This is a genomic window from Marinococcus halotolerans DSM 16375 (genome assembly GCF_000420725.1).
Taxonomy (GTDB): domain Bacteria; phylum Bacillota; class Bacilli; order Bacillales; family Marinococcaceae; genus Marinococcus; species Marinococcus halotolerans.
The window spans coordinates 1-22469 of record NZ_ATVM01000002.1; the positions used below are offsets into that span (position 1 = coordinate 1).

Genomic DNA, 22469 nt, shown 5'->3' on the forward strand with positions numbered 1-22469 from the left:
ACCAGATCCCCCTCGGGGATCATGGGTTCCAAACTCATTGGAATCGGGAAGCTCTGTGTGTTATCATCGGTAAACATAAGAAATCATCCTTGTCGTATGGAAAGTGTCGTGACTTCACCATATCATCGAAGGATGATTTCTTTCTTTATTTGCGCACAGAAAAGGGGGCTGTCCTATTTTTGGGACAGCCCCGATGATAAACTGGTTCTCCCGAACTTTTGGTGAAGGAAAACGTAAGTGTAGACGTCAAGTCGAATTGGCTCTTACGTAGTTTTGGGGAGAGTGAAAATAAACAGTATCGGGAAATAGTAACAAAAAGGGGTATAGACGATGGAAACCTTGCCTGCTTTCTACGAACCGATCAAAGGATTGCAAGTCGTGGCTTCCCAAGAAAAGGCCGAAGGGATCGAAGTGATTGCCTTTTCAATGAAAAAAGCAGCGGTTTGCCCGCGCTGTGGTTGTACCAACAACCATAAACACAGTCGCTATTGGCGGACGTTACGAGACCTGCCGGTCTCTGGAAAACAAGTGACCCTCGTTCTCCGATCGAATAAGTGGTTTTGTCTGCACCGTTCTTGTCCCGTTCGTGTATTTACCGAACGACTGGAAGGCATCTCTTCCTCGAAACGAAATACCGACCGCCTGCAGCTGGTGCTGCAGGAACTGGCTTTTTCGATGAGTGCCAAAGCGGCCGAACGATGCAGCCGAGCCATGGGCACTCCCACGAGCCACGACACCTTTCTTTATTTGATTCGCGCTGCGCCGGAAGCACCGATCGAAGAGAGTCCCTTTCGTCGCTATCGATGATTTTGCGCTGCGAAAAAGGTTTCGTTACGGTACCCTGGTGGTTGATTTACGTACCCATCAGCCCATCGATTTATTTTCCGGACGGACGGAGGAAGCAACAAAAGCCTGGCTGAAAAATCATCCTTGTATTCAGGTGGCAAGCCGGGATGGATCGAGAGCGTATGCAAGAGCCCTTCGGGAGACTTCCGAACAGATTATCCAAGTTACAGACCGATGGCATATCTTAAAGGGATTATTTGAAGCGGTCAAGGAAGAAATCTATCTCCACTTCCCGGCTAAACTAGCGAACCCGCCGATTACCCCTCGATCTCCCCCTTTTTCCTCGAAGAGGAAAAGCGAGCGTGTTCGAGAAGAAAATGAAGCCAAGCGCTGGAAAGTGATCCAGCAGGTCCAGGAACGACGGGAGGGTGGAGAGTCCATTATGGGATTAAGCCGTGCTTTTCACCTTTCCCGGGGGACGATTTATCAGTATTTAACCATCAAACATCCGCCAAGTCATCAACGAGGATCTAAGTACGACTCCTATCGTGCTCAAGTCCATGATCTGATCCAGCAAGGGAAAAAAGCACAAGAAATCGAGGTAATATGTCAACAATCCGGTTATACTGGTTCTCGTTCCACCCTTAATACCATGATTGCCGAGGAACGGAAAAGGGTGGCTCCCCCAATGCTTTTTATCAAACCTGGAAAGGTGTTTAACCAGTTATGGAAAATGTCTCATCCTGGAACACCTACAGGACATATTGAAGAAGCATGGAAAGCTTCCTGGCCTCCTATTCAGGATCTTTCTCGTTTTCTGATTGCTTTTCGACAAATGCTGGCGCAGGCAGATATCTCTCCTTTTGATTCTTTTCTCGGCCTGGAACATTATGTCCTCTTTCCGGCCGTGCAACGTTTTATCCGTGGTCTGAAAAAAGATAGACAGGGCGTGTACAATGCCGTCCTGCTTCCCTAGAGTAATGGAGTGGCAGAGGGGCATGTGCATCGCCTGAAAGTTCAAAAAGCCATGATGTATGGTCGTGGATCCTTTGATCTTTTGCGGAAACGAGTATTGTACCGTTCGGCCTTTGTATAACATGCGGAAATCATTATGGTAAAAAAGAAAGATAACGACATAGAAATACAGCACTAGGGCTTCCCCAAAACTACGTAAGAGCCTATTCTACTTGACGGTTACACAAACACTGGTCGTGGAAAAACGTTGGAAGGATGTCACCTTTTATCCCCCTTCGGGGGAAGCCCTCTACTGCACCGAACGGGCGTATATGGGCAAACGCCAAGCGCTGCCGTGGTCGAATATTTTGAGCCACTGGAAACAAAAACCGCGGGCTGTGCCTTATTCCCGGTATATTTCCTACCTTCCGGAGCCGGTCCAAACGTATCTTCTCGACGAGCCTAATCAGACTAAAACCCGGGTCTGTCGGTTACTGGCGCTGGTTGATGAAGGATACGAATGGCTGGCGATCGCTGCTTTATTTACCATTCCCGGACGTGGGGAAGTGACTACATCGGAATTACGGGCCATGATGCAGGAACGATCGTTGGCCTTCCCTGAACCCTGGGAGGAACTCCATACCCCTTCGGCCATCGTTGGTGTAGAGACGGATTTGTATTCGTATGATGCCTTAGTAGAAAAGGGAGGGCTGTTCGATGAACGATGACTTACAGCAACTGTGTAAAACCCTTCATCTGGCCCATCTGCCGGAAGGTGTAGAGAAGGTCCCCTTTGACGACCCGAGGTCGTTTCTGGCCGGTGTGTTGCGCCAGGAAGTGGAAGGACGCCACCAAGCCCGAATTGCGCGCCTAATCAAAAAAGCCAAGTTTCGGGAACGAAAAACCTTGGAGGCCTACGAATGGACCGATACGGTCCAGTTACCAGCGACTTTAACCCAGCCGTCCCTGACCTCGCTACAGTTTATCGACCACCAGGAAAATGTCATTCTGATGGGATCCTCAGGCACCGGAAAAACGCATCTGGCTACCGCCCTGGGACAGGAGGCCTGCCAACAGGGCAAAGAAGTCCGTTTCTTCCAGGTCGCTTCGCTCGTGCAGCAGTTGGAAGAACACTTTCGTGCCGGTACACTGGGGAAATTCAAACGGGGACTAGACAAGTGCGACGTGCTGATTCTGGATGAATTGGGATATGTCCCCTTTCAAAAAGAAGGGGCGGAATTATTATTTCATTTAATTACCGACTGTTACGAACGCAAAAGTGTTATCGTGACAACGAATTTAGAATTCGGACAATGGAACCGTATTTTTGGAGATAATCGATTAACCGGAGCCCTGGTGGACCGCTTGGTCCACCACGCCCATATCATTGCATTTAAAGGGGAAAGCTATCGATTAAAGCACGCCCTTTCCCATCAAAAGAGCATACATTCTTCTTCCTAAAGAAACGACATGCCCCGCTGGCAGGGTTGTGTACAAAAGCCTGCATGATTATGTACTTTTTCATTGCATAAAACACTTCGATGGGGTTGCTCGATGAAGGCTCGTGCCTCCTGCAGCGTCATCTCTAAATATTTGTAGACCGTCGGTCTGGATATCTTTAACTCTTGAGCGATCTGGGTGGCTTTCAACTTTCTTTTGTGTAATTCCTGAATCTTGACATGTAACACTAATTTCTCCTCCAAATTCCTGACCTCCAGTAAAATAACGTTATCATCTATTTTACTAAAGGATCAGGTTGATGGAGCAAAAGTGTAAAATCGAATCAAGCAAAATCTGTCAACTTTATTCTAGCGTTCACAGTAAGCTTATGTAAGATCAAAGATTATTTTTTCTCTATACCTTTGGCCAGGTATAGAGGACTTTCTGACGCAACAGATCGACGTTGGTCCGACCATACATTAGACGTTTCATTACTTTAATACGGTTCACGTGGCCTTCCACTAGCCCATTACTCCAAGGGAAATGATAGATATTGGCGAAGGCTTTCCAGTCCGAATACAAGTAGGTGCTGACGTTTTGCATTTCGGGAGTTTGACTTCTCCGCCTTTTTCACAGTTAACATTTATGGTTTGTATGACTATGAAAGAGTAACCGAAGCGATCACCAATCTGTAGCTGATGGCGCTCGACTAGATAGAGCTGAACTTTAAGCCTCTCGACGGCCGGAATGTGTTAATAGATGATGAGACGTGGTGGTTCTCTATCAACTGGTGCGGTGATTTAAATAAAAAGCGGCGTAACATTACGAGCAATTCGGATAACATAGTTAAATTTCACAATAATCTAAATAATTTTATTGACACCACCCCCCAAATACTGTTTAATAAATACTAAGTTAATTAATTTATTTTACTAACTTTTGAAAACGCTTTAATTTATTCTACATATACGACTTTCAAAAGCTAGTATCACATTTAAGGGGGATGGGTTCATGAAAACATCATATTGGAAATTGGCAGTAGCGGGGGCAGCATCGGTAGGCCTGTTAACAGCATGCAGTGGCAACAGCGGGGGCGGAAGCGGTGACAGCGGAGGCGACGGCGGTGGAAGCGGCGACGGTGAACTGAGCGGTGAGGTGGAAGTATGGTCGTGGAACGTCGCGGCTGCTTCGCTGGAGCAGGCAGCCGAGCAGTTTATGGAAGAGCATCCGGACGTGGAAATCACGGTTCAGGACAGCTCGACCGATGACGTGTACGAGCGGCTGACGGTTGGTCTTGGCTCCGGTGGTTCCGGCCTGCCGGACGTAGTATCACTGGAGTCCTCCCAGCTGGAAAACTACAAATCCCAATTTCCGGATGGATTCATGAACCTGTCGGAAAACGGCTTTGATGAGCATGCGGACAAATTCACCGAATTTAAAGTGGATGCTGCTCAGGACGAAAACGGCGACTTTGTTTCGATGCCGTGGGATATCGGCCCGGCGGGCGTATTCTACCGGGTGGACCTGTTTGAAGAGGCTGGCGTGAATGCGGACGATATTGAAACGTGGGATGATTACGTAGCCGCGGGTGAAAAGGTCGTGGAAGAAACGGATGCGTTCATGCTGCCGGTGCAGGTGACCTCTGATGATTCTCCGTATCGGGTGTTTTTGAACCAGCAGGGCGTCAACTACTTTAACAAGGACGGCGAAATCCAGCTCGACACCGATGAAGCCCAGGCGGCGATGGATCTGATGGCGGAAATGAGTGAGAAGGAATTAATCTATAACGCCAACACCTGGGATGCAATGGTCGGGGCGACCGTGAACGGCGATGTAGCCTCGGTGCCGACAGGCGCCTGGTACAGCGGCACCATTATGGATCAGGCTCCCGACATGAGCGGGCAGTGGGGCGTGATGGAGCTGCCGACGTTTGAAGAAGGCACGCCGCAGGCAGCCAACTCCGGCGGGTCGGACCTGGCGGTGCTAGAATCCTCTGAAAACCAGGATGCAGCCTATGCGTTTGCCGAATACTTTACCACCAATGAAGAAATTCAGCTTCAGGCCTTTGAAGATTACGGCCTGTTCCCGTCCCTTACGAGCACGTACGAAGATCCAATCTTCGAAGAGCCAGTGGAATACTTTAACGACGAGCCGGCCTACGGTCTGCTTGCCGGTACGACCGACAATATTGAATCTCCAATATTTAACAGTGACATCCCGCGGGCGGAAGACGTGATAATGGACGCGCAGTCCTCAGTCATTCTCGAGGGCAACGATCCAAACAATGTCATGAACAACGCCGTCGAACGGCTGGCCAGTGAAACCGGCCGGGAAACATCACAATAACGAATGAAGGGGAGAGCGCCTGCTCTCCCGTTTTTATAAGGAGGTACAATATGTCGAACATGGAAAACGTCAATTCGGAGCACGCCGAAGAAAAGACGAAAACCAAAAAGAAATGGATCACCCCGAAAACCTTTCCTTACATTCTCGTTTTTCCGGCCGTATTTCTGTTTGCCGTCTTTACGGTTTACCCGGTTATTTCTTCCTTTATCTTAAGCTTCCAGGCCAGTGAAGGGGGAGAAATGAGCTTTATCGGCTTCCAGAACTACATACGGCTCTTTAATGACGGCCTGTTTTACCAGTCGCTTATTAATACATTTACACTTTTGATCATCCAGGTGCCGGTAATGATCACGCTTGCGATCCTGCTTGCGGTTACGCTCAATTCCGCGCTTGTTCGCTTTAATGGTTTTTTCCGAATAGCATTTTTCCTTCCGTCCGTTACGGCACTTGTTACGGCTTCTATCATTTTTATCATTCTGTTGGACAGTAACTACGGCATCGTGAACTACGTGCTTTCGAGCATTGGCCTTGAAAAGGTTTCGTGGCTGAACGATCCGTTCTGGGCGAAGGTGTCAATTATGCTTGTGGTCACCTGGCGCTGGACCGGCTACAACATGGTCATTCTGCTTGCGGGTCTGCAGAACGTGTCCCAGGAGCTGTACGAGTCCGCAAGCATCGACGGTGCCGGCAAACTGCGCCAGTTTTTCCACATTACGCTGCCGCAACTGAAGCCGGTTATCCTGTTTACGGTCGTGCTTTCCACGATCGGCACGCTTCAGCTGTTTGACGAGCCGTACATTTTAACGAACGGCGGACCGAACAACAGCACCCTTACAGTTATTATGTACCTGTACGACCAGGGCTTCCGCTACTTTGACTTCGGCTATGCCTCGGCGATTGCGTACGTGCTTGTAATTATTATCGCTGTATTGTCCTGGATACAGCTGAGACTTGGGAGTGATCGGGATTGAGTACTTCAACAGCTAATCCGCAGAGAAAACACCTGCCGAAAAAAATCGCGCTGTACAGCCTGCTTGCGGTAGGCGTCATTATTTCCATTTTTCCGTTCTACTGGATGATCATCGGGGCGACTAATCCGTCGGGGGAGATCTTCAGCATTCCCCCTTCGCTGATTCCCGGCACCTATCTGATTGAGAACTTTATTAACTTAAATGAGTCGATCGGTATTCTGCGCGTCGTGTTCAACTCGCTCTTTATTGCCCTGTCGTTTACCGTGCTCAGCCTGCTCATATGCAGCGCGGCGGGCTACGCATTCGCAAAGTTTACATTTAAAGGCCGCGACGCTATCTTTTTCATCCTGCTGCTGTCGATGATGATTCCGTATCACGTAACGCTGATTCCATTATTCCGGATCTTTGTGGAGCTCAACTGGCTGAACACGTACCAGGCGGTTATTCTGCCGCAGCTTGCGTATCCGTTTGCGATTTTCCTCATGCGCCAGAACATGCAGGCGATCCCGTCGACGCTGCTTGAAGCCGCGCGGGTGGACGGCGCCGGGGAGTTCCGAATCTTTTTCAAAATTGTGCTGCCGACGATGCGTCCGGCGCTTGCGGCAGTAGCCATCTTCCTGTTTATGTTCCAGTGGAACAACTTCATCTGGCCGCTCGTCGTCTTAAACTCCGGGGAAATGTACACGCTCCCGGTGGCGCTTTCGAGCCTTATCGGGCTGTCGGATATTGACTACGGACAAATCACGCTCGGGGCTGCGATTTCCGTTGTACCGATCATGGTCTTCTTCCTGATCCTGCAGAAGCAGTTTATTGCCGGGATTCTGGGTGGTTCTGTGAAGGGGTAGATTGTTCAGGAAGGATCAAAATATAATTTAGCGGTGAAAGGATGATACATCTTGGAACGCGACTATCAGTCCATGTTCCCGACGCCGGGAACGCTTCTGCACGGGGCGGACTACAACCCCGAGCAGTGGCTCGACTATCCCGACAAGCTTGAAGACGATATCCGGCTCATGAAGAAAGCCAACTGCAACGTGATGTCGGTCGGCATCTTTTCCTGGGCAAGCCTCGAGCCGGAGGAGGGGACGTTCACGTTCGACTGGCTCGACCAGATTCTCGATCAGTTCGAGGCGAACGGTATTTACGCCTTTCTGGCATCGCCAAGCGGTGCCCGGCCGGCATGGATGTCGGAAACGTATCCCGAGGTGCTGCGGGTAAACGAGCACCGGCAGCGCAACCTGCACGGGCTGCGCCACAATCACTGCTATACATCGCCTGTTTACCGGGAAAAGACAGAACAGATGAACGCCCGCCTGGCCGAACGCTACGCCCATCACCCGGCGGTGATCGGGCTACATATTTCAAACGAATACGGCGGCGAGTGCCACTGTCCGCTCTGCCAGGCAGCGTTCCGTCAGTGGCTGAAAAACAAATACGGCACGCTCAAGCAGCTGAACCATGACTGGTGGACGACGTTCTGGAGCCACACGTATTCCTCCTGGGAGCAGATTGAATCCCCGGCGCCGCACGGCGAAACGATGGTGCACGGGCTGAACCTGGACTGGAAACGGTTTGTTACCGAGCAGACGATTGATTTTTACGAGCACGAGCTCCGCCCGTTTCGCGAAGCGAACCCGAAGCTGCCGGCGACCGCCAACTTTATGGAGGCCTTCGACGAACTGGATTATGCCAAGTTTGCTAAAGTCGTCGACTTTATTTCCTGGGATTCGTACCCGACGTGGCACTACGCGGGTGATGACACGGATCTGGCTGCCTGGGTCGGCATGAACCATGACTGGTTCCGGGCAATGAAGGACGGGCAGCCGTTCTTTCTAATGGAAAGCACGCCGAGCACGACCAACTGGCAGCCACTCAGCAAGTTGAAAAAGCCGGGGGTCCATATGCTGTCGTCCCTGCAGGCGGTGGCGCACGGCTCGGATTCGGTACAGTACTTTCAGTGGCGGAAAAGCCGCGGGTCGAGCGAAAAGTTTCACGGCGCGGTGGTGGATCACGCCGGACACGAAGAAACGAGAGTGTTCCGGGAAGTAGCTGAGCTTGGCCAGGCGCTCGAAGCGGCTGGCGAGCTCGCTGGTACGACGGTGCAGCCGGAGGTGGCGGTCATTTTTGACACCGAAAACCGCTGGGCGGTCAAGGATGCCCAGGGACCGCGAAACAGCGGCATTCATTACGAAGCTACCGTCAAGGACCACTACAAAGCGTTCTGGAAGCAGGGCGTGCCGGTGGACGTGATTGATATGGACAAGGACCTGTCACCGTACAAGGTGCTTGTCGCCCCGATGCTGTATATGGTCCGGGAAGGCGTCGGCGAGAAAATTACCGAATTTGTGAAAAACGGCGGCACGCTGATCACCACGTACTGGTCCGGCATCGTGGATGAACACGACCTGTGTTTTCTCGGCGGATTTCCGGGCCCGCTCCGCGAGGTACTCGGCATCTGGTCCGAAGAAATCGACAGCCTCGGCGACGGCGAAGAAAACACCATGGTCAAACGGGCGGATGTACCGGAGCTCGGGGGTGAATATACGCTGACGGAGCTGTGCGACCTGATTCACACGGAAGGGGCAGAGGTGCTGGCTTCGTACCGGGATGATTTTTACGCCGGCCGGCCAGCACTTACCCGCAACCGTTACGGCAGTGGACAGGCATATTATTTGGCCGCCCGCGCCGAAGAATCGTTTTATGACGACTTTTACGCCTCTGTCCTGCGGGAAAGCGGGGTGGAGCGTCTGGTGGACGTTCCGCTCCCGCACGGTATGACCGTACAAAAACGCGAAAACAACAGTCACCAATACCTGTTCGTCTCCAATTTCAGCGAGCGGGAGCAGAGCCTGACATCCAGGAAACTGAGCGGAACGAACCTGGTGAGCGGGGAAGCGGTTCATGAAACGCTCACGCTCCCGCCGCGCGGCATCACCATTATTAAACAGTCCAAGTAGGAGGCATTGCTATGCAAAAAGATTGGGAAGACTTAACGACGCTGCAGCGAAACCGCCGGGCAGCCCGGGGCTCATTCGTATCACAGAGCGAAACGGGAGGTGCAAGCGGCATCACGCCGTTAAACGGCGACTGGAAATTTCATTACGCGCCGTCGCCGGAGGAGGCTCCGGAGGGCTTTCATGAACCGGACTTTTCCGATGCGACCTGGGATACGCTTGCCGTGCCCTCGCACTGGCAGCTGAACGGCTACGGGCGTCCGCATTATACGAACGTGATTTATCCGTTTCCGGTGGATCCGCCAAACATCCCATCCGAAAACCCGACCGGAAGCTACCGGCGGACCTTTGAGCTGGCGGAAGTGCCGGAGGACCACACGGTGCTGCTTGCCTTTGAAGGCGTCGACAGCGCCTTTCACGTATGGGTGAACGGACAATTAGCCGGCTACAGCCAGGGCAGCCGGGTGCCGAGTGAATTTGATGTAACGGAGCTTGTGAATCCCGGCACCAATCATATCGCCGTGCGGGTCTACCAGTGGTCGGACGGCAGCTACATCGAAGATCAGGACATGTGGTGGATGAGCGGTATTTTCCGCGATGTTTCCGTGCAGGTGAAGCCGCCCGTCTATGTGAATGACTTTTTCGTGCAGACCCAGCTTGATGACGAATATCGGGACGCGGTCTGCCGGATAGACATACAGACGAACCGATCGGAGGAAGCCTATGCGGTGGACGCCTATCTGTATGATGGAACGGAGGAGGTCGGCACCGGTCAGCTGCCGGCGGACAGCTCGGGAGCGAGCGTGGACATACGTGTAGCGAATCCCGAAAAGTGGTCAGCGGAATCGCCATATCTGTACCAGCTCGTGCTCGTGGTGCGAGACGACAGCGGGGAAGAGGCGGACCGGGTTGTCCACGACGTGGGCTTCCGGTCCGTGGAACTGAAGGGCGGCGTCTTTCTCGTGAACGGCGTGCCGATTACATTGAAAGGCGTGAACCGCCACGACCACGATCCGGAAACCGGACGGGCAGTCAGTCGGGCGCGCATGGAGGAAGACGTGCTTTTAATGAAGCAGAACAACATTAACGCCGTGCGTACCGCGCATTATCCGAACGCGCCGGCCTTTTACGACCTGTGCAACCGTTACGGACTGTATGTGATCGACGAAGCGGACCTGGAGTGCCACGGCTTTGACAAGGTAAACGACTGGAGCCAGCTCAGCCGGGATCCGGAGTGGAAAGAGGCCTATCTGGACCGGATGGTGCGGATGGTCGAACGCGACAAAAACCACCCGTCGATCATTATATGGTCGCTCGGCAACGAATCCGGCTTTGGCCCGAACCATCAGGCGATGGCCGACTGGGCGAAGGATCGCGATCCGGGGCGGCTCGTGCACTACGAAGGCGAAACACGCCAGCTGATGAACGAAGCGAAGGTCCGGAACCAGCCCGACCATGATCCGACTGCCTCCGACATGTTTACGACCATGTACACAAGCATTGAAGTGATGGACCGGCTCGGAGCACGGACGGAGTATGAAAAACCGCATATTCTGTGCGAATACGCGCACGCGATGGGCAACGGCCCGGGCGGACTGAAGGAATACTGGGAAACGATCCGCCGCCACGACCGCCTGCAGGGCGGATTCGTCTGGGAATGGATCGACCAGGGCATTTTAAGCACCACCGACGATGGCAAAAAGTACTTCGCCTACGGCGGCGACTTCGGAGAATACCCGCACGACGGCAACTTCGTCATCGACGGCCTGCTGATGCCGGACCGCACGCCTTCGCCCGCGCTTCGGGAATACAAAAAAATCATTCAGCCGATCTGGGTGGAAGCGGATAATGACGGGGAGTACCGGATCGTGAACGAGTATGATTTTCTCGGCACACAACATCTGGCGGTCCACTGGCAGGTGAAAATCGACGGTACGACCGTTCAGGCAGGCGAGCTCCGCGGTATCGAGGTGCCGGCACGCTCGTCGCAGACGCTCAGCATTCCGTATGAAATCGTGGAGGCGGAAGCTAATGAAGAAGTAGTGCTCTCGTTGGAATGCTCGCTGAGGGAAGATGCGCCGTGGGCGCCGGCCGGCCACGTTGTGGCCTGGAGTGAGCACGTGCTGCAGGAGGCGGTGCTTCCGGGAGACGTAGCGGATGAAAGCGGCGGCGGAACTTCGCTTGCAGTGACAGAAACCCCGGCCGAGTGGATTATTTCCGGGGAAATAACGCATCTGGCATTCTGCAGGCAGACCGGAAAAATCAACGCATGGACCCACAACGGTGAACCGCTGATGGAGCACGGGCCGAAGCTGAACCTGTGGCGGGCGCCGATTGACAATGACCGCTGGGGGCAGAAGGAATGGAAGCCTGTGCCATCCGAAGAAACATGGAAGACCTTCGGACTCCATTACCTGCTTACCCGGACGAACAAAGTCGAAGTGGCCGAGCACGGTGAAGCGGTGCATGTGACCGTTCAGGAAAGCGTCGCGCCCCCGGGTCTTGCGTGGGGGATGGACGTCGAGTGGACGTATGTGGTCGCACCTTCGGGAACAGTGGACGTAGATGTTTCAGTTACCCCTCGTGGCGACTATCCGGAAACCCTGCCGCGGGTCGGCATCGAATGGACCGTGCCCAAAACCATGCAGCAGGTGGACTGGCTCGGTCTCGGGCCGGGAGAAGCCTACCGCGACAGCCGGCAGTCCGTGCGGCGCGGCCAGTGGTCGCTTCCGGTGCCGGAGCTGATGACCCCTTACATTTTTCCGCAGGAAAACGGCAATCGTCACAACGTGCGCGAAGTGACGATCAAAGGCGGAGCGGTTTCATTAACGGCCGAAGCTCGCGGCGAGCGCTTTGACTTTACAATTCAGGAGTATACCCGCGAAAATATGGAACAGGCCCGTCACCGTCATGAGCTGGTGAAAGCGGACTATGTGACGGTGCAGATAGACCACCAGCAGCACGGCCTCGGCTCAGCCAGCTGCGGTCCGGACGTATTGGAGCCGTACCAGCTTTACACGAAGCCTTTTCATTTTCAGCTTCGTCTGCGCGGGGAATAATGATATAGAAAATCCGCGCGGATAGTATTTACAGCATTAGGGCACGTGGATGAGGAACCAGGGGCCGCGAAACGGGGGAACAGTTATGCAAACCGGCAGTTTTCAATGGATGAAGTCCATTAACAAATCAATTGTATTAAACAAAATCCGTAGCGAGGGCCCGATCTCACGTGCCCAGATTGCGAAAGAAACCAACCTGACCCCGCCGACGGTGAGCGCGAATGTGCGTGAACTAATCGAGCAGGGAATTGTGAAAGAAAGCCGTCTCGGCGATTCGCAGGGCGGCCGGAAGCCGACGATGCTTGTGATCAACAGCAGTGATTTTTATATTATCGGTCTCGACGCCGGCCCGACGGAGGTGGAGTTTGGCCTTGCCGACCTGTCAGGCACGGTGATTCATCACCTGAGGGAAAGCATCAGCCTGACGGAGGAATCGGAATTTTTGGATGTCGTAAAAAAAGGCATTCATGATTTATTAAATGAAATTCCGCTCATGCGGGATAAAGTCGTCGGTATTGGAGTGGCTATGCACGGGGTGGTCGATGTGGCCACAGGAACCTCGCTGTTTGCGCCGAACCTGCACCTTCGAAATATTCCTATTAAAGAAGAGCTGGAAAAAGAGTTTGGCTTTCTTGTGAAAGTAGAAAATGATGCGCGCGCCATGGCGCTTGGCGAAGCCTGGTTTGGAAGCGGGGAAAACGTTACAAGCATGGTCGCAGTCAATGTCGGCCGCGGTATTGGTTCCGGCATTATCATCAACGGCGAGCTGTATCACGGGGAATACGATATCGCCGGGGAGCTCGGCCATATGGCGATTGATGTACACGGCCGTCGCTGTGCGTGCGGAAGCAACGGCTGTCTGCAGACGGTCGCTTCCGGACCGGCCGTCGCTGAGCGAACCGTGGAAAGTCTGAAAGAGCATCCCGACAGCCATATTTGGGAGCTGATTGAAGGAGACCTCGAGCGTGTGAGCGGGGAGGTCGTGTTTGCCGCGGCTGAAGCAGGCGATCCGCTTGCCATCGATATTCTCCGGCAGACGGGTGAATACCTCGGCATCGGCCTTACTAATTTAATTCATATCATCAACCCGACCAAGGTTATTATTGGCGGCGGGGTCTCGGAGTCCGGGGAGTACGTGCTCGAGCCGGTCCGGCGTATCATTCAGGAGCGCGGACTCACCCAGCAGGCCAAGCAGACCAAAGTGGTCCTTACCGAATTTGGCAGCAAGGCCACCATGCTTGGCGCCGTGGCGCTGCTGCTCGTGGAGCTGTTTCAGCCGCAGTGAATGGAAACGTTTCTTACAAAACATTCACCATTCATGACTAACTTTCCTTTCTTTTGGGAATAGAGGGAGGAAAGGAGTTGTCACAGATGAGAAACACATTCATTGCAGCCCAGGTCCGTTCGGATCGTTGGGAAGACATCGGCTCTCTTTTTCGTGATAGTGCAATTGTTAACTTCGAACAGGCGAAGCAGTGGAAGGAAGGATTACTTATTCCCTTCTTTTACGACGAATATATGATGTGGAAGCCGGAAACGTACGAGCTGCTGGAGGAACTGCAGGGGCGCCCGGTGCACATAGAGGAGCTGGCCTCCTGCCGTTTGACCGGTTTTCGGCACGAATTGGTGCTTTCGATCACCAATTGGGAGATTACCCCGGAAGGCATCATGGCCAGGCAGTACCAGAATCACGAAAAAACGACACCCAATGTGCAGCTGATATAAATGAGAGAAGGCAGGACCCGGTTTGGGTGCTGCTTTTTTCGTGCAGGCAGCATATCGTTTTCAATGTAAGGTTCGTGTTAGAATGAAATAGAAGATTTTAGGATAGAAAGGGACGGAAGACGAAGGAGTCTTTCGAAGGTCGTTGTGTTATGAATTCACGTGTTTACTTACTGGCGGTGTCGGCGTTTATTGTCGGCATGGTCGAACTGATTATCAGCGGCATTCTTCCGCTCATTTCGGACGATTTAGGGGTCTCTATTGCGATTGCCGGGCAACTGATTACGATTTTTGCCCTTGTGTTTGCGGTGGCGGGGCCGCTATTGCTTTCGTTTACGTCCAACGTGGAGCGCAAAACCGTCTACATGTGGGCGCTTGCCGTGTTTGCCATCGCGAATATCGGCGCAAGCTTTGCTCCGACGTTTGCGGTGCTGATGGCAGCCCGGTTCGTCACGGCGGCCAGCGCTGCGCTCATTATCGTGCTCGCGCTCACGATGGCCCCGAAGCTCGTGGAAGCGAAGTACCGCTCCCGCAGCATCGGTCTCGTCACGATGGGCGTGAGCTCAGCGCTCGTGCTCGGGGTGCCGCTCGGCGTGCTTATCGGCGAGGCGTTCGGCTGGCGCATCATCTTTGTGATGATCGCGGTGCTCACGGTACTGATCGGTGCGCTCATGGTCCGCTTTCTGCCGCGCATGCAGCCGGAGCAGGTGGTCACGGTCGGCCAGCAGATCCGCTCGCTCAAGGATATCAAGATCGTCGGCATCCACAGCGTGACGCTGCTCGTGCTCGCGGGCCACTACACGTTGTACGGCTATTTTAATCCGTTCATGCAGGAGACGATGGGACTGAACTCGTTCTGGATCAGCGCCATGTTCTTCATCTTCGGGGCAGCTGCAGTCTCCGGTGGGGGCGTCGGCGGCTGGCTGACCGACCAGTTCGGCTCCAAAAAAATGTCCCTTACGTTCATCGCCTCGTTTGCGGTCATCCTCTTCATCCTGCCGTTTGCGACGAACTCGATGGCTCTCTTCATCACAGCCGTCATCATCTGGGGCATTCTCAGCTGGTCGATCGCCCCGGCGCAGCAGAGCTATTTGATCGCGGTCGCCCCGGAAACGTCGGACATCCAGCAGAGCGTGAACACCTCGGCGCTTCAGGTTGGCATTGCGATCGGATCCATTCTCGGCGGGATCGTCGTGGAACAATCCGTCGTCGCGGCTACCTCCTGGGCTGGAAGCGCGCTTGTTGTGGTCGCCATGGCGATTGCGCTGATGGCGTACCGGGCGCCGCGGGTGCGGGGAAGTGAAGCGAAGCCGCATTAAAATACAGGTGGAACGGATCCTTAATTGTTTAAGGATCCTTCTATTTGCTCGCGGTATTCCAAAAGCTCGACGTCGCTGCCAATGTACTTTTGAAATACTGATAGAGACTGTTGAATCAACTGGGGGTTAATATCACGCAGAATGAATACAAGATAGGATTCAAAGGCATCTGTCGGCCATTCATTCAGATGGGCTGGTGGATGGATAAGATGCTGCACGCCGTTTAAGCTTACAGGGAAGTCCTCTCCGGTATTCAGCAGGCCTTTCACCCGAAGAACGTTTTCACCGTGGGCATGAAGCAGCATGCTGAGCCATAAAGTAAAAGCCGTCCAATCAATTCTTTGATCAAAGGTGAATGAGATGGATTGAACGCTGGAAGCGGCAGGTTCGGTGGGAGCAGAGAAAAAAGAATGCGGACGGGTGCGCTCTAAAGGCTGAAGCAGCGCTTCTATATCTGTTTTTCCGTTACGGGCTTCTACAATATGAGCCAAGGGCTGAATACTTTGAACGAGCGTTTGAATACGTATTTTTTCTTCATCGTCAACAAGGTCGGCTTTTGTCAGGACGACACGGTCAGAAGCGCTCAATTGTTTCACAAATTCAGGACTTCTTTTCATTTGGATGGAAGCGTTTTGAATATCCACGGCCGTAATAATGAGATGTATGGAGAAATGGTTCGAAAGCATAGGGTGATGCAAAATAGTGTAAACAATAGGAGACGGATCTGCCAGCCCGGTCGTTTCAATGATAATATGATCAAAAATATGCGTTTGCTGTTCATGGGCGAATAATAGCTGCTTTAATTCCTCTTCCAGATCCTCCCGGGCGTTACAGCATACACATCCTGAATTGACGAGGGAAATTTTTTCTTCGGAGGAGCTCAGGAGGTGATGGTCCACGCCAGCTTTGCCAAATTCATTTACGACTACCGCAAAACGCTCGTGTGCCGTGTTTTGAAGCAGGTAATTCAAAATGGTAGTTTTCCCGCTCCCGAGACAGCCGGTAATGATAGTGATGGGAATTTTTTCACTCATGTACATACCTCCCAATTATTTTTGCTTTAGGGCTTCGAGCAGCTCAGGGTCGAGAGGATCCACGGGGGCGCCAATAAAGGATTCCGCCTCTTGCCACACCTGTCCAAGGTCGTGAATGATCCGGGTTTTTCCGGTGCTGTTTGATATAATGAATTTACTATTATTCCACTCCTTCAATTTAATGCTGTAGCCGGATAAAATATCGCTGCATATTTTGGCACGAAGGTTTCTGGCACGTTTTCTTTCCCGTTGGTACTGGCCGGCAACGACTGTATCCACCTTCTGCCTTTCCGTGTCTGTCCAATGGACTTGTTCTATAAATTCTCCGCAGAGTATACACATATAAATACTCCCTTCAAAAAGATGAACTACAGAGAGAGCTGTCTCTCTCCCTGCAGTTAAAGCAGCTTTACATTATTTTTTCGGAAAACGCTGGATGAAGTCATCAGCAATTTCATCAAAGGTGGCCCATTTTACGCCTTCATGGGAGTTGAAATGTTCAATTAAACGTTCGTGCATTTTAAGCACCTGAGGACGGCCGCTTACATCAGGATGAATGGTCATCGTGAACACGGCATAATCGAGGTTTTCGTAAACCCAGTCGAACTGGTCCCTCCACAGCTCTTCAATGTCCCTCGGGTTTACAAACCCGTGGCTGTTTGGTGATCCTTTAATAAACATCATTGGCGGCAGATCATCTAAGTACCAGTTAGCCGGCAATTCAACCAGGTCGGTCTCTTTGCCGCGCTTCAAAGGCTTCATCCACTCTTCAGCTGTCTTGCTGTAATCAATTTTTGTCCACTCATCGCCCACACGTACATAATAAGGTGTGAAATCATTATGCATCAGGCTGTGGTCATACTTGATGCCGTGCTTATGAAGAAGCTCATTGGTCACTGTCGAGAATTCCCACCACGGAGCGACATAACCCGTAGGCTTCTTCCCGGAATACGATTCAATAAGCTCCAGAGAACGAAGGAGCACATCTTCTTCCTGTTTTGGAGTCATGGCAATCGGATTTTCATGGGAATAGCCATGGGCGCCGATTTCGTGTCCGGCGTCGATAATCATTTTTGTCTGTTCAGGAAATGTTTCAATCGAGTGGCCAGGCACAAACCATGTCGTTTTCAAATTATATTTTTCAAATAAATTCAAAAGACGTGGCGTACCGACTTCTCCGGCAAATAATCCGCGGGAGATATCATCCGGGGAATCCTCTCCACCGTAGGATCCCAGCCACCCGGCTACAGCATCCACATCCACTCCATAAGCGATATATATTTCCTTTGCCATAAAAACCCCTCCTTGAAAATAATGGTTACAATAAAATGATGCGGTTTTTGTTTAAAAATTGCAAATAATAAAAAAACAGATGAGTATAAACTGAACTCCGTCCCCCTGTTGATATAAGTATATATTGTTTAAAAAACAATTGAAATTCGGTCCAAAAACAGCTATGATAAAGGTGTTCATAAAGCTGTAACATTTAAACATCGTGGCAGCGATCCTGCTGGCGGTTTTAAATGAGTATATTTTTGGAAACGATTACATTGGTATTTCGGCAGAGGTCCTGCCTGAAGCTAAGCGTCGTTCTGTTTCTGTCTGGGGTTTTTTCCCCGGCGGGCACAGGCGGCGCTTTTTTTATTATTACATATTGGGGAGTGAGAGAAATGGGTAAAACAAAAAATCGCTGGCTGATTGCGCTCGCGGCTGTCGGGATTCATATTTCCATCGGCTCGGTCTACGCCTGGAGTGTCTTCACCAATCCGCTGATTGATACGTACGGCTGGAATTTAAGCGCGGTGTCGCTGACGTTCAGTATTGCGATTCTGTTTCTGGGGCTGTCGGCTGCCTTTATGGGCCATTTCGTTGAAAAGCATGGGCCGCGGGTCTCTGGAATGGTGGCTGCGAGCTTTTTTGGCTTCGGCATGATCGGATCCGGAGCAGCCACGATGCTGGAGTCCCTGTGGCTGCTGTACATAACCTACGGAATGCTTGGCGGGATTGGCCTTGGCATTGGCTACATTACGCCGGTATCGACGCTTGTCAAATGGTTCCCGGATCGCCGGGGGCTCGCGACCGGCCTTGCCATTATGGGATTTGGCTTTGCGGCGATGATCGCAAGCCCGGTAATGGCGTCGCTCATTGAAGGCGTCGGCATCCCGCTCACGTTCTTCATTTTAGGGGCGGTGTATTTTGCGGTAATGATGAGCTCGGCGCTGTACCTTGAGCGTCCGCCGGAGGGCTACATGAAGGAATACGCGGCTGCCGGAAAGCAGAAGCCGGATCTCGCGCAGCTGACGGCAAACGAGGCAGTCAAAACGCGCCGCTTCTGGTACCTGTGGGTGATGCTGTTCATTAACGTGACGTGCGGGATTGCGATTTTATCGGTCGCTTCTCCGATGGCGCAGGAAATCGCCGGTCTGTCGGCGGCCGCTGCGGCAACGACAGTTGGCCTGATGGGCTTTTTCAACGGCGCCGGGCGCATTGCCTGGGCGAGCATTTCCGACTATCTCGGGCGCCCGAACGTGTACACGGCGTTTTTCCTGATCCAGATCGTCACCTTCTTTGCGCTGCCGAACCTGACCGTGGCGCTCCTGTTCCAGCTGGCGCTATTTTTGATCATGACGTGCTACGGCGGAGGCTTTGCTTCCATCCCGGCCTACATTGGCGATATTTTCGGCACCAGGCAGCTTGGCGCGATTCATGGCTACGTGCTGACCGCCTGGGCAGCGGCGGGGCTTGCCGGGCCGCTGCTTGCCTCCTGGATCCGCGGCGTGACCGAAAGCTACGCGCTCACGCTTTCGATTTTTGGCAGCATGTTTATCGTCGCGCTTCTCGTATCGCTGCTGATCCGTATCGACATCCGCCAGCTGAAGCAGGCGAACGCTGAGCCGGCCAAAAAAGAGAGACTTTCGAGTTGATTTTTCCGGCTGCCGGGCATAAAATTTAGAGAGCTTACAATAGTAAAGGTGAAAAAAATGAACAAATACGAAGCTGAGTTCAGCAATCTGGTCAAAGCGTTCCGCAAGCGGCATATGGGCAAGGGACCGGGCAAAATCAACACGACCTTCTGCAAGCACTGGGCCATCTGCGAGATGGAGGGCAACCTGTCGCCGGTGGAAAAATTCATCGCCGCCGCCGACAACGGCGAACAGATGCTGCGGGCGGCCCGGACCGAGATGGTGAAGGACATGTACAAAAAGAACCATCCGGTGGAGATGGAAGAGTTTCTCGGCAGCACGTTCGTCGATTTGTACGTGGATATTGATATCGAAAAGGATTTTGGCATGTCGATCTTTGTATTCAGTGACAACATTCAGGAGAAATTCTGTTAAACATACAGCCGGTTAGGCACTTCGCAGCGACCCTGCAAAAGACTCAACCGCTTTGCGCTCCGGGCGATTCAGGCTCCGGGGCGTGAAGTGGTTTTTTTATTATTACACATAGAGGAGTTATCGATTATGGGAGAGACAAAGCATCAGGGACCAATGAAAAAAGCAAAAATGCCGGCGCCGGAGCACTGGGTGAGCCCGATTCCGTTCGGCCTCGGCAAGGTAAAGCCCAAGCATATCCGCGATTCGATGAAAATTGCCTGGGACAACAAGGATAATCTCGGCTACGCGAAAAATATTATCACAAAGGGCGTCTGCGACGGCTGCGCGCTCGGGGTCTCCGGGCTGTACGACCAGACGCTCAGCGGTCCGCACATCTGTACGACGCGGCTGAACGTGCTGCGGCTGAATACGATGCCGGCGGTGGAGGACGAGATTTTAAACAAGGATATTGATGAGCTGCGTGAATACTCGAGCACCGAGCTCCGGGAGCTCGGCCGGGTGCCGTATCCAATGATCCGCCGCAAGGGCGAACGCAAATTTTCCCGCCTCAGCTGGGACGATGCCATGGACACCATCGCGGATAAAATGAAAGCACTCGATCCGAAGCAGTATGCGTTCTACCTGACGTCGCGCGGCATTACGAACGAGTCGTACTATGTGGCTGCCAAGGTTTCGCGGTTTCTCGGGGCAAATCATATCGACAACGCCTCGAGAATCTGCCATTCACCGAGTAAGACCGCGATGAAGCGCTCGGTCGGCGTCGGGGCATCGACCGCCAACTACCAGGACTGGATCGGCACTGACGTATTGATGTTCTGGGGAAGCGTCGCCTCCAACAGCTCGCCGGTTTCCACCAAATACATGCTCGAAGCGAAGAAAAAGGGCACCAAAATTATCGTCATTAACCCGTACCGCGAGCCGTCGATGGACGAGTACTGGATTCCGTCGAACCCGGAGTCGGCGCTGTTTGGCACGAAGGTGGCGGATGATTTTTACCAGATTAATATCGGCGGCGACATTGCGTTCATGCACGGCATCATGAAGCACTGGTTCGACATGGAGGAAGAGGCAGCGGGCTCCGCGATCAATCATGAATTCGTCGACGAGCACGTGAACGGCTATGAGGAGCTGAAGCAGCAGGTGATAGCGCAGTCGTGGGAGGAAATTACGGCGTCATCCGGCGTGAGCCGGGAGCGCATCATCGAGCTGTCCGACCTGCTCGCCCGCAGCAAAAATGCCGTGTTCGCCTGGGCGCTCGGGCTCACGATGCATTCATTTGCGACCGACAACATCTCGCAGGTGGCCAACCTGGCGCTTTTGCGCGGCTTTCTCGGGCGCCAGTACAGCGGCCTAATGCCGTTTCGCGGCCACTCGAGCGTGCAGGGAAGCGGGGAAATGGGGGCGGACCCGTTTGTGCTTCCCGGCGGTGACTTTAAAGGCGACAACATCGAACGGATCGAAAAGCTGTGGGGCTTTGACGTACCGAAATGGCAGGGCGATGTGGTCGGGGTGACGCTTGAAAACATTATGCTTCCGGAAGACCACGAGCGGAAAATCAAAATGTACTATTTGTCCGGCGGGAATTTCCTTGAAACGATGCCCGATCCGGACTTCGTGGAACAGGCGCTCTCGGAGCTTGATGTACGCGTGCACCAGGACATTATTCTGAACACGTCAACGCTTGTGGATGCGAAGGAGGCGGTGATTGTGCTCCCGGCCAAGACCCGCTACGAGCAGGAGGACGGAGGCACCTCAACGTCGACCGAGCGGATGGTTTACTTTTCTCCGGAAATTGAAGGCAACAAAAACAAAATCGAGGAAGCGCGGGCGGAATGGAAGATCTACATTGATCTCGCCAAACGCGTGAAGCCGGAAACGGCGCATCTGGTTGATTTTAAGGACGGCTACGAGGTGCGCGAGGAAATGGCGAAGGCAAACCCGAACTACGACGGCGTCCAGCATTTGAAAAAGCAGGGCGACGTGTTTCAGTGGGGCGGTGCGTGGCTGTGCGAGGGCGGTGTCTGCCCGACGCCGGACGGCCGCGGCAATCTGATTCCGGTCGAAATCCCGGACCTGAACCGGCAGCCGGGAGACTTTTACCTCACGACCCGGCGCGGCAAGCAGTTTAATTCGATGGTGTATAAAACGACCGACCCGATCAACGGCGCGGAGCGCGACGATGTACTGATGAACAAAGCGGACGCCAAAGACAACCGGCTCGCCGAGGGTGAAGCGGTGGTGCTGTACAACCGGTACGGCGTGTTCCAGGGCCGGGTGCGCATCGCTGATATGGCTTCTGGCAACCTGGGCGTCCATTTTCCGGAGGGCAATTTCCTGCTGCCCAAGGGTCGCTACGAGCAGTTTGCGAAAATCCCGGATTACAATGTCGGCGTGAAGGTGGAAAAGGCCGAAAAATTCAACGCCCGCAAGGATACCGAGTATCTGGAAAAACGGGTGGATGACCTCGAGGATACGCCGGGGGCGTAGGGGAAGACTAATAGTATTAGCAAAGAGCTGCCCGTTCAACGGACAGCTCTTTTGGTGTA

The 22469-nt window shown here is 52.9% G+C and carries 18 protein-coding genes and 2 pseudogenes; 15 read left to right on the forward strand and 5 right to left on the reverse strand.

The genetic code is table 11. The features are described 5' to 3' along the window. The first annotated feature begins 330 nt into the window (after nt 1-330). The 4 genes from G548_RS17015 to istB all read left to right on the forward strand — a co-directional run bounded on the left by G548_RS17015 (nt 331) and on the right by istB (nt 3201). Nucleotides 331-807 carry a transposase family protein gene (locus G548_RS17015; RefSeq protein WP_022792367.1) on the forward strand — a complete coding sequence of 159 codons (477 nt, stop codon included), beginning with the start codon at nt 331-333 and terminating at the stop codon, nt 805-807. 37 nt (nt 808-844) lie between these two features. Next, nucleotides 845-1762, forward strand: coding sequence for a transposase (locus G548_RS0101435; RefSeq protein ID WP_022792368.1), 918 nt, complete (start codon nt 845-847; stop codon nt 1760-1762). A gap of 211 nt (nt 1763-1973) precedes the next feature. Then, entirely contained in the window at nt 1974-2468 is a 495-nt protein-coding gene (locus tag G548_RS0101440; RefSeq protein ID WP_022792369.1) for a hypothetical protein, read from the forward strand. Further along, nucleotides 2458-3201, forward strand: a complete 744-nt coding sequence (istB, locus tag G548_RS0101445; protein WP_022792370.1) for an IS21-like element helper ATPase IstB — start codon at nt 2458-2460, stop codon at nt 3199-3201. Before G548_RS0101440 ends, istB begins: the two co-directional genes overlap by 11 nt. Nucleotides 3202-3284: 83 nt before the next feature. Here the strand turns inward: istB and G548_RS18950 are convergent. Together G548_RS18950 and G548_RS18955 are read right to left on the reverse strand one after the other, a co-directional pair. Then, nucleotides 3285-3428: pseudogene (locus tag G548_RS18950) on the reverse strand (helix-turn-helix domain-containing protein); the annotation flags it as partial. A gap of 166 nt (nt 3429-3594) precedes the next feature. Beyond that, nucleotides 3595-3792 (reverse strand): annotated as a pseudogene (locus G548_RS18955) (transposase); the annotation flags it as partial. 399 nt (nt 3793-4191) lie between these two features. Between G548_RS18955 and G548_RS0101455 the strand changes: the two are divergent. The 8 genes from G548_RS0101455 (at nt 4192) to G548_RS0101490 (ending at nt 15551) form a co-directional block, all read left to right on the forward strand. Next, nucleotides 4192-5526 (forward strand): ABC transporter substrate-binding protein, encoded by a 1335-nt coding sequence (locus G548_RS0101455; protein WP_022792372.1) that lies wholly within the window; start codon nt 4192-4194, stop codon nt 5524-5526. Between the two features lie 59 nt (nt 5527-5585). After that, complete coding sequence (locus G548_RS0101460; protein ID WP_027847127.1) at nt 5586-6497, forward strand: carbohydrate ABC transporter permease; 912 nt, start codon at nt 5586-5588, stop codon at nt 6495-6497. Beyond that, a complete protein-coding gene (locus G548_RS0101465) occupies nt 6494-7342 on the forward strand; it encodes a carbohydrate ABC transporter permease (protein WP_022792374.1) in 849 nt (282 codons plus the stop codon). Before G548_RS0101460 ends, G548_RS0101465 begins: the two co-directional genes overlap by 4 nt. 72 nt (nt 7343-7414) lie before the next feature. Then, on the forward strand, nt 7415-9454 hold the full coding sequence (locus G548_RS0101470; protein WP_027847129.1) for a beta-galactosidase: 2040 nt from the start codon (nt 7415-7417) through the stop codon (nt 9452-9454). Nucleotides 9455-9465: 11 nt separating this feature from the next. Beyond that, nucleotides 9466-12510 (forward strand): glycoside hydrolase family 2 TIM barrel-domain containing protein, encoded by a 3045-nt coding sequence (locus tag G548_RS17020; RefSeq protein ID WP_022792376.1) that lies wholly within the window; start codon nt 9466-9468, stop codon nt 12508-12510. Nucleotides 12511-12595: 85 nt separating this feature from the next. Next, on the forward strand, nt 12596-13795 hold the full coding sequence (locus tag G548_RS0101480) for an ROK family transcriptional regulator (RefSeq protein ID WP_022792377.1): 1200 nt from the start codon (nt 12596-12598) through the stop codon (nt 13793-13795). Nucleotides 13796-13881: 86 nt separating this feature from the next. Beyond that, entirely contained in the window at nt 13882-14235 is a 354-nt protein-coding gene (locus G548_RS0101485; protein WP_022792378.1) for a hypothetical protein, read from the forward strand. Between the two features lie 149 nt (nt 14236-14384). Beyond that, on the forward strand, nt 14385-15551 hold the full coding sequence (locus G548_RS0101490; RefSeq protein WP_022792379.1) for an MFS transporter: 1167 nt from the start codon (nt 14385-14387) through the stop codon (nt 15549-15551). A gap of 20 nt (nt 15552-15571) precedes the next feature. On the opposite strand, the gene G548_RS17025 is transcribed toward G548_RS0101490, so the two are convergent. From G548_RS17025 to G548_RS0101505, 3 genes are all read right to left on the reverse strand, one after another. After that, nucleotides 15572-16585 (reverse strand): CobW family GTP-binding protein, encoded by a 1014-nt coding sequence (locus G548_RS17025; protein ID WP_022792380.1) that lies wholly within the window; start codon nt 16583-16585, stop codon nt 15572-15574. Between the two features lie 15 nt (nt 16586-16600). Continuing rightward, the gene (locus G548_RS0101500) at nt 16601-16927 is read right to left on the reverse strand and encodes a hypothetical protein (RefSeq protein WP_022792381.1); all 327 of its coding nucleotides are present in this window, start codon (nt 16925-16927) and stop codon (nt 16601-16603) included. 72 nt (nt 16928-16999) lie between these two features. Beyond that, complete coding sequence (locus tag G548_RS0101505; RefSeq protein WP_022792382.1) at nt 17000-17878, reverse strand: polysaccharide deacetylase family protein; 879 nt, start codon at nt 17876-17878, stop codon at nt 17000-17002. Between the two features lie 377 nt (nt 17879-18255). Between G548_RS0101505 and G548_RS0101510 the strand changes: the two genes are divergently transcribed. From G548_RS0101510 to G548_RS0101520, 3 genes are all read left to right on the forward strand, one after another. After that, nucleotides 18256-19509 (forward strand): L-lactate MFS transporter, encoded by a 1254-nt coding sequence (locus G548_RS0101510; RefSeq protein WP_027847130.1) that lies wholly within the window; start codon nt 18256-18258, stop codon nt 19507-19509. A gap of 57 nt (nt 19510-19566) precedes the next feature. After that, entirely contained in the window at nt 19567-19923 is a 357-nt protein-coding gene (locus tag G548_RS0101515) for a Na-translocating system protein MpsC family protein (protein WP_022792384.1), read from the forward strand. A gap of 126 nt (nt 19924-20049) precedes the next feature. Then, nucleotides 20050-22410: an FdhF/YdeP family oxidoreductase gene (locus G548_RS0101520; RefSeq protein ID WP_022792385.1), complete on the forward strand. Its 2361-nt coding sequence runs from the start codon at nt 20050-20052 to the stop codon at nt 22408-22410. The last annotated feature ends 59 nt before the right edge of the window (nt 22411-22469 follow it).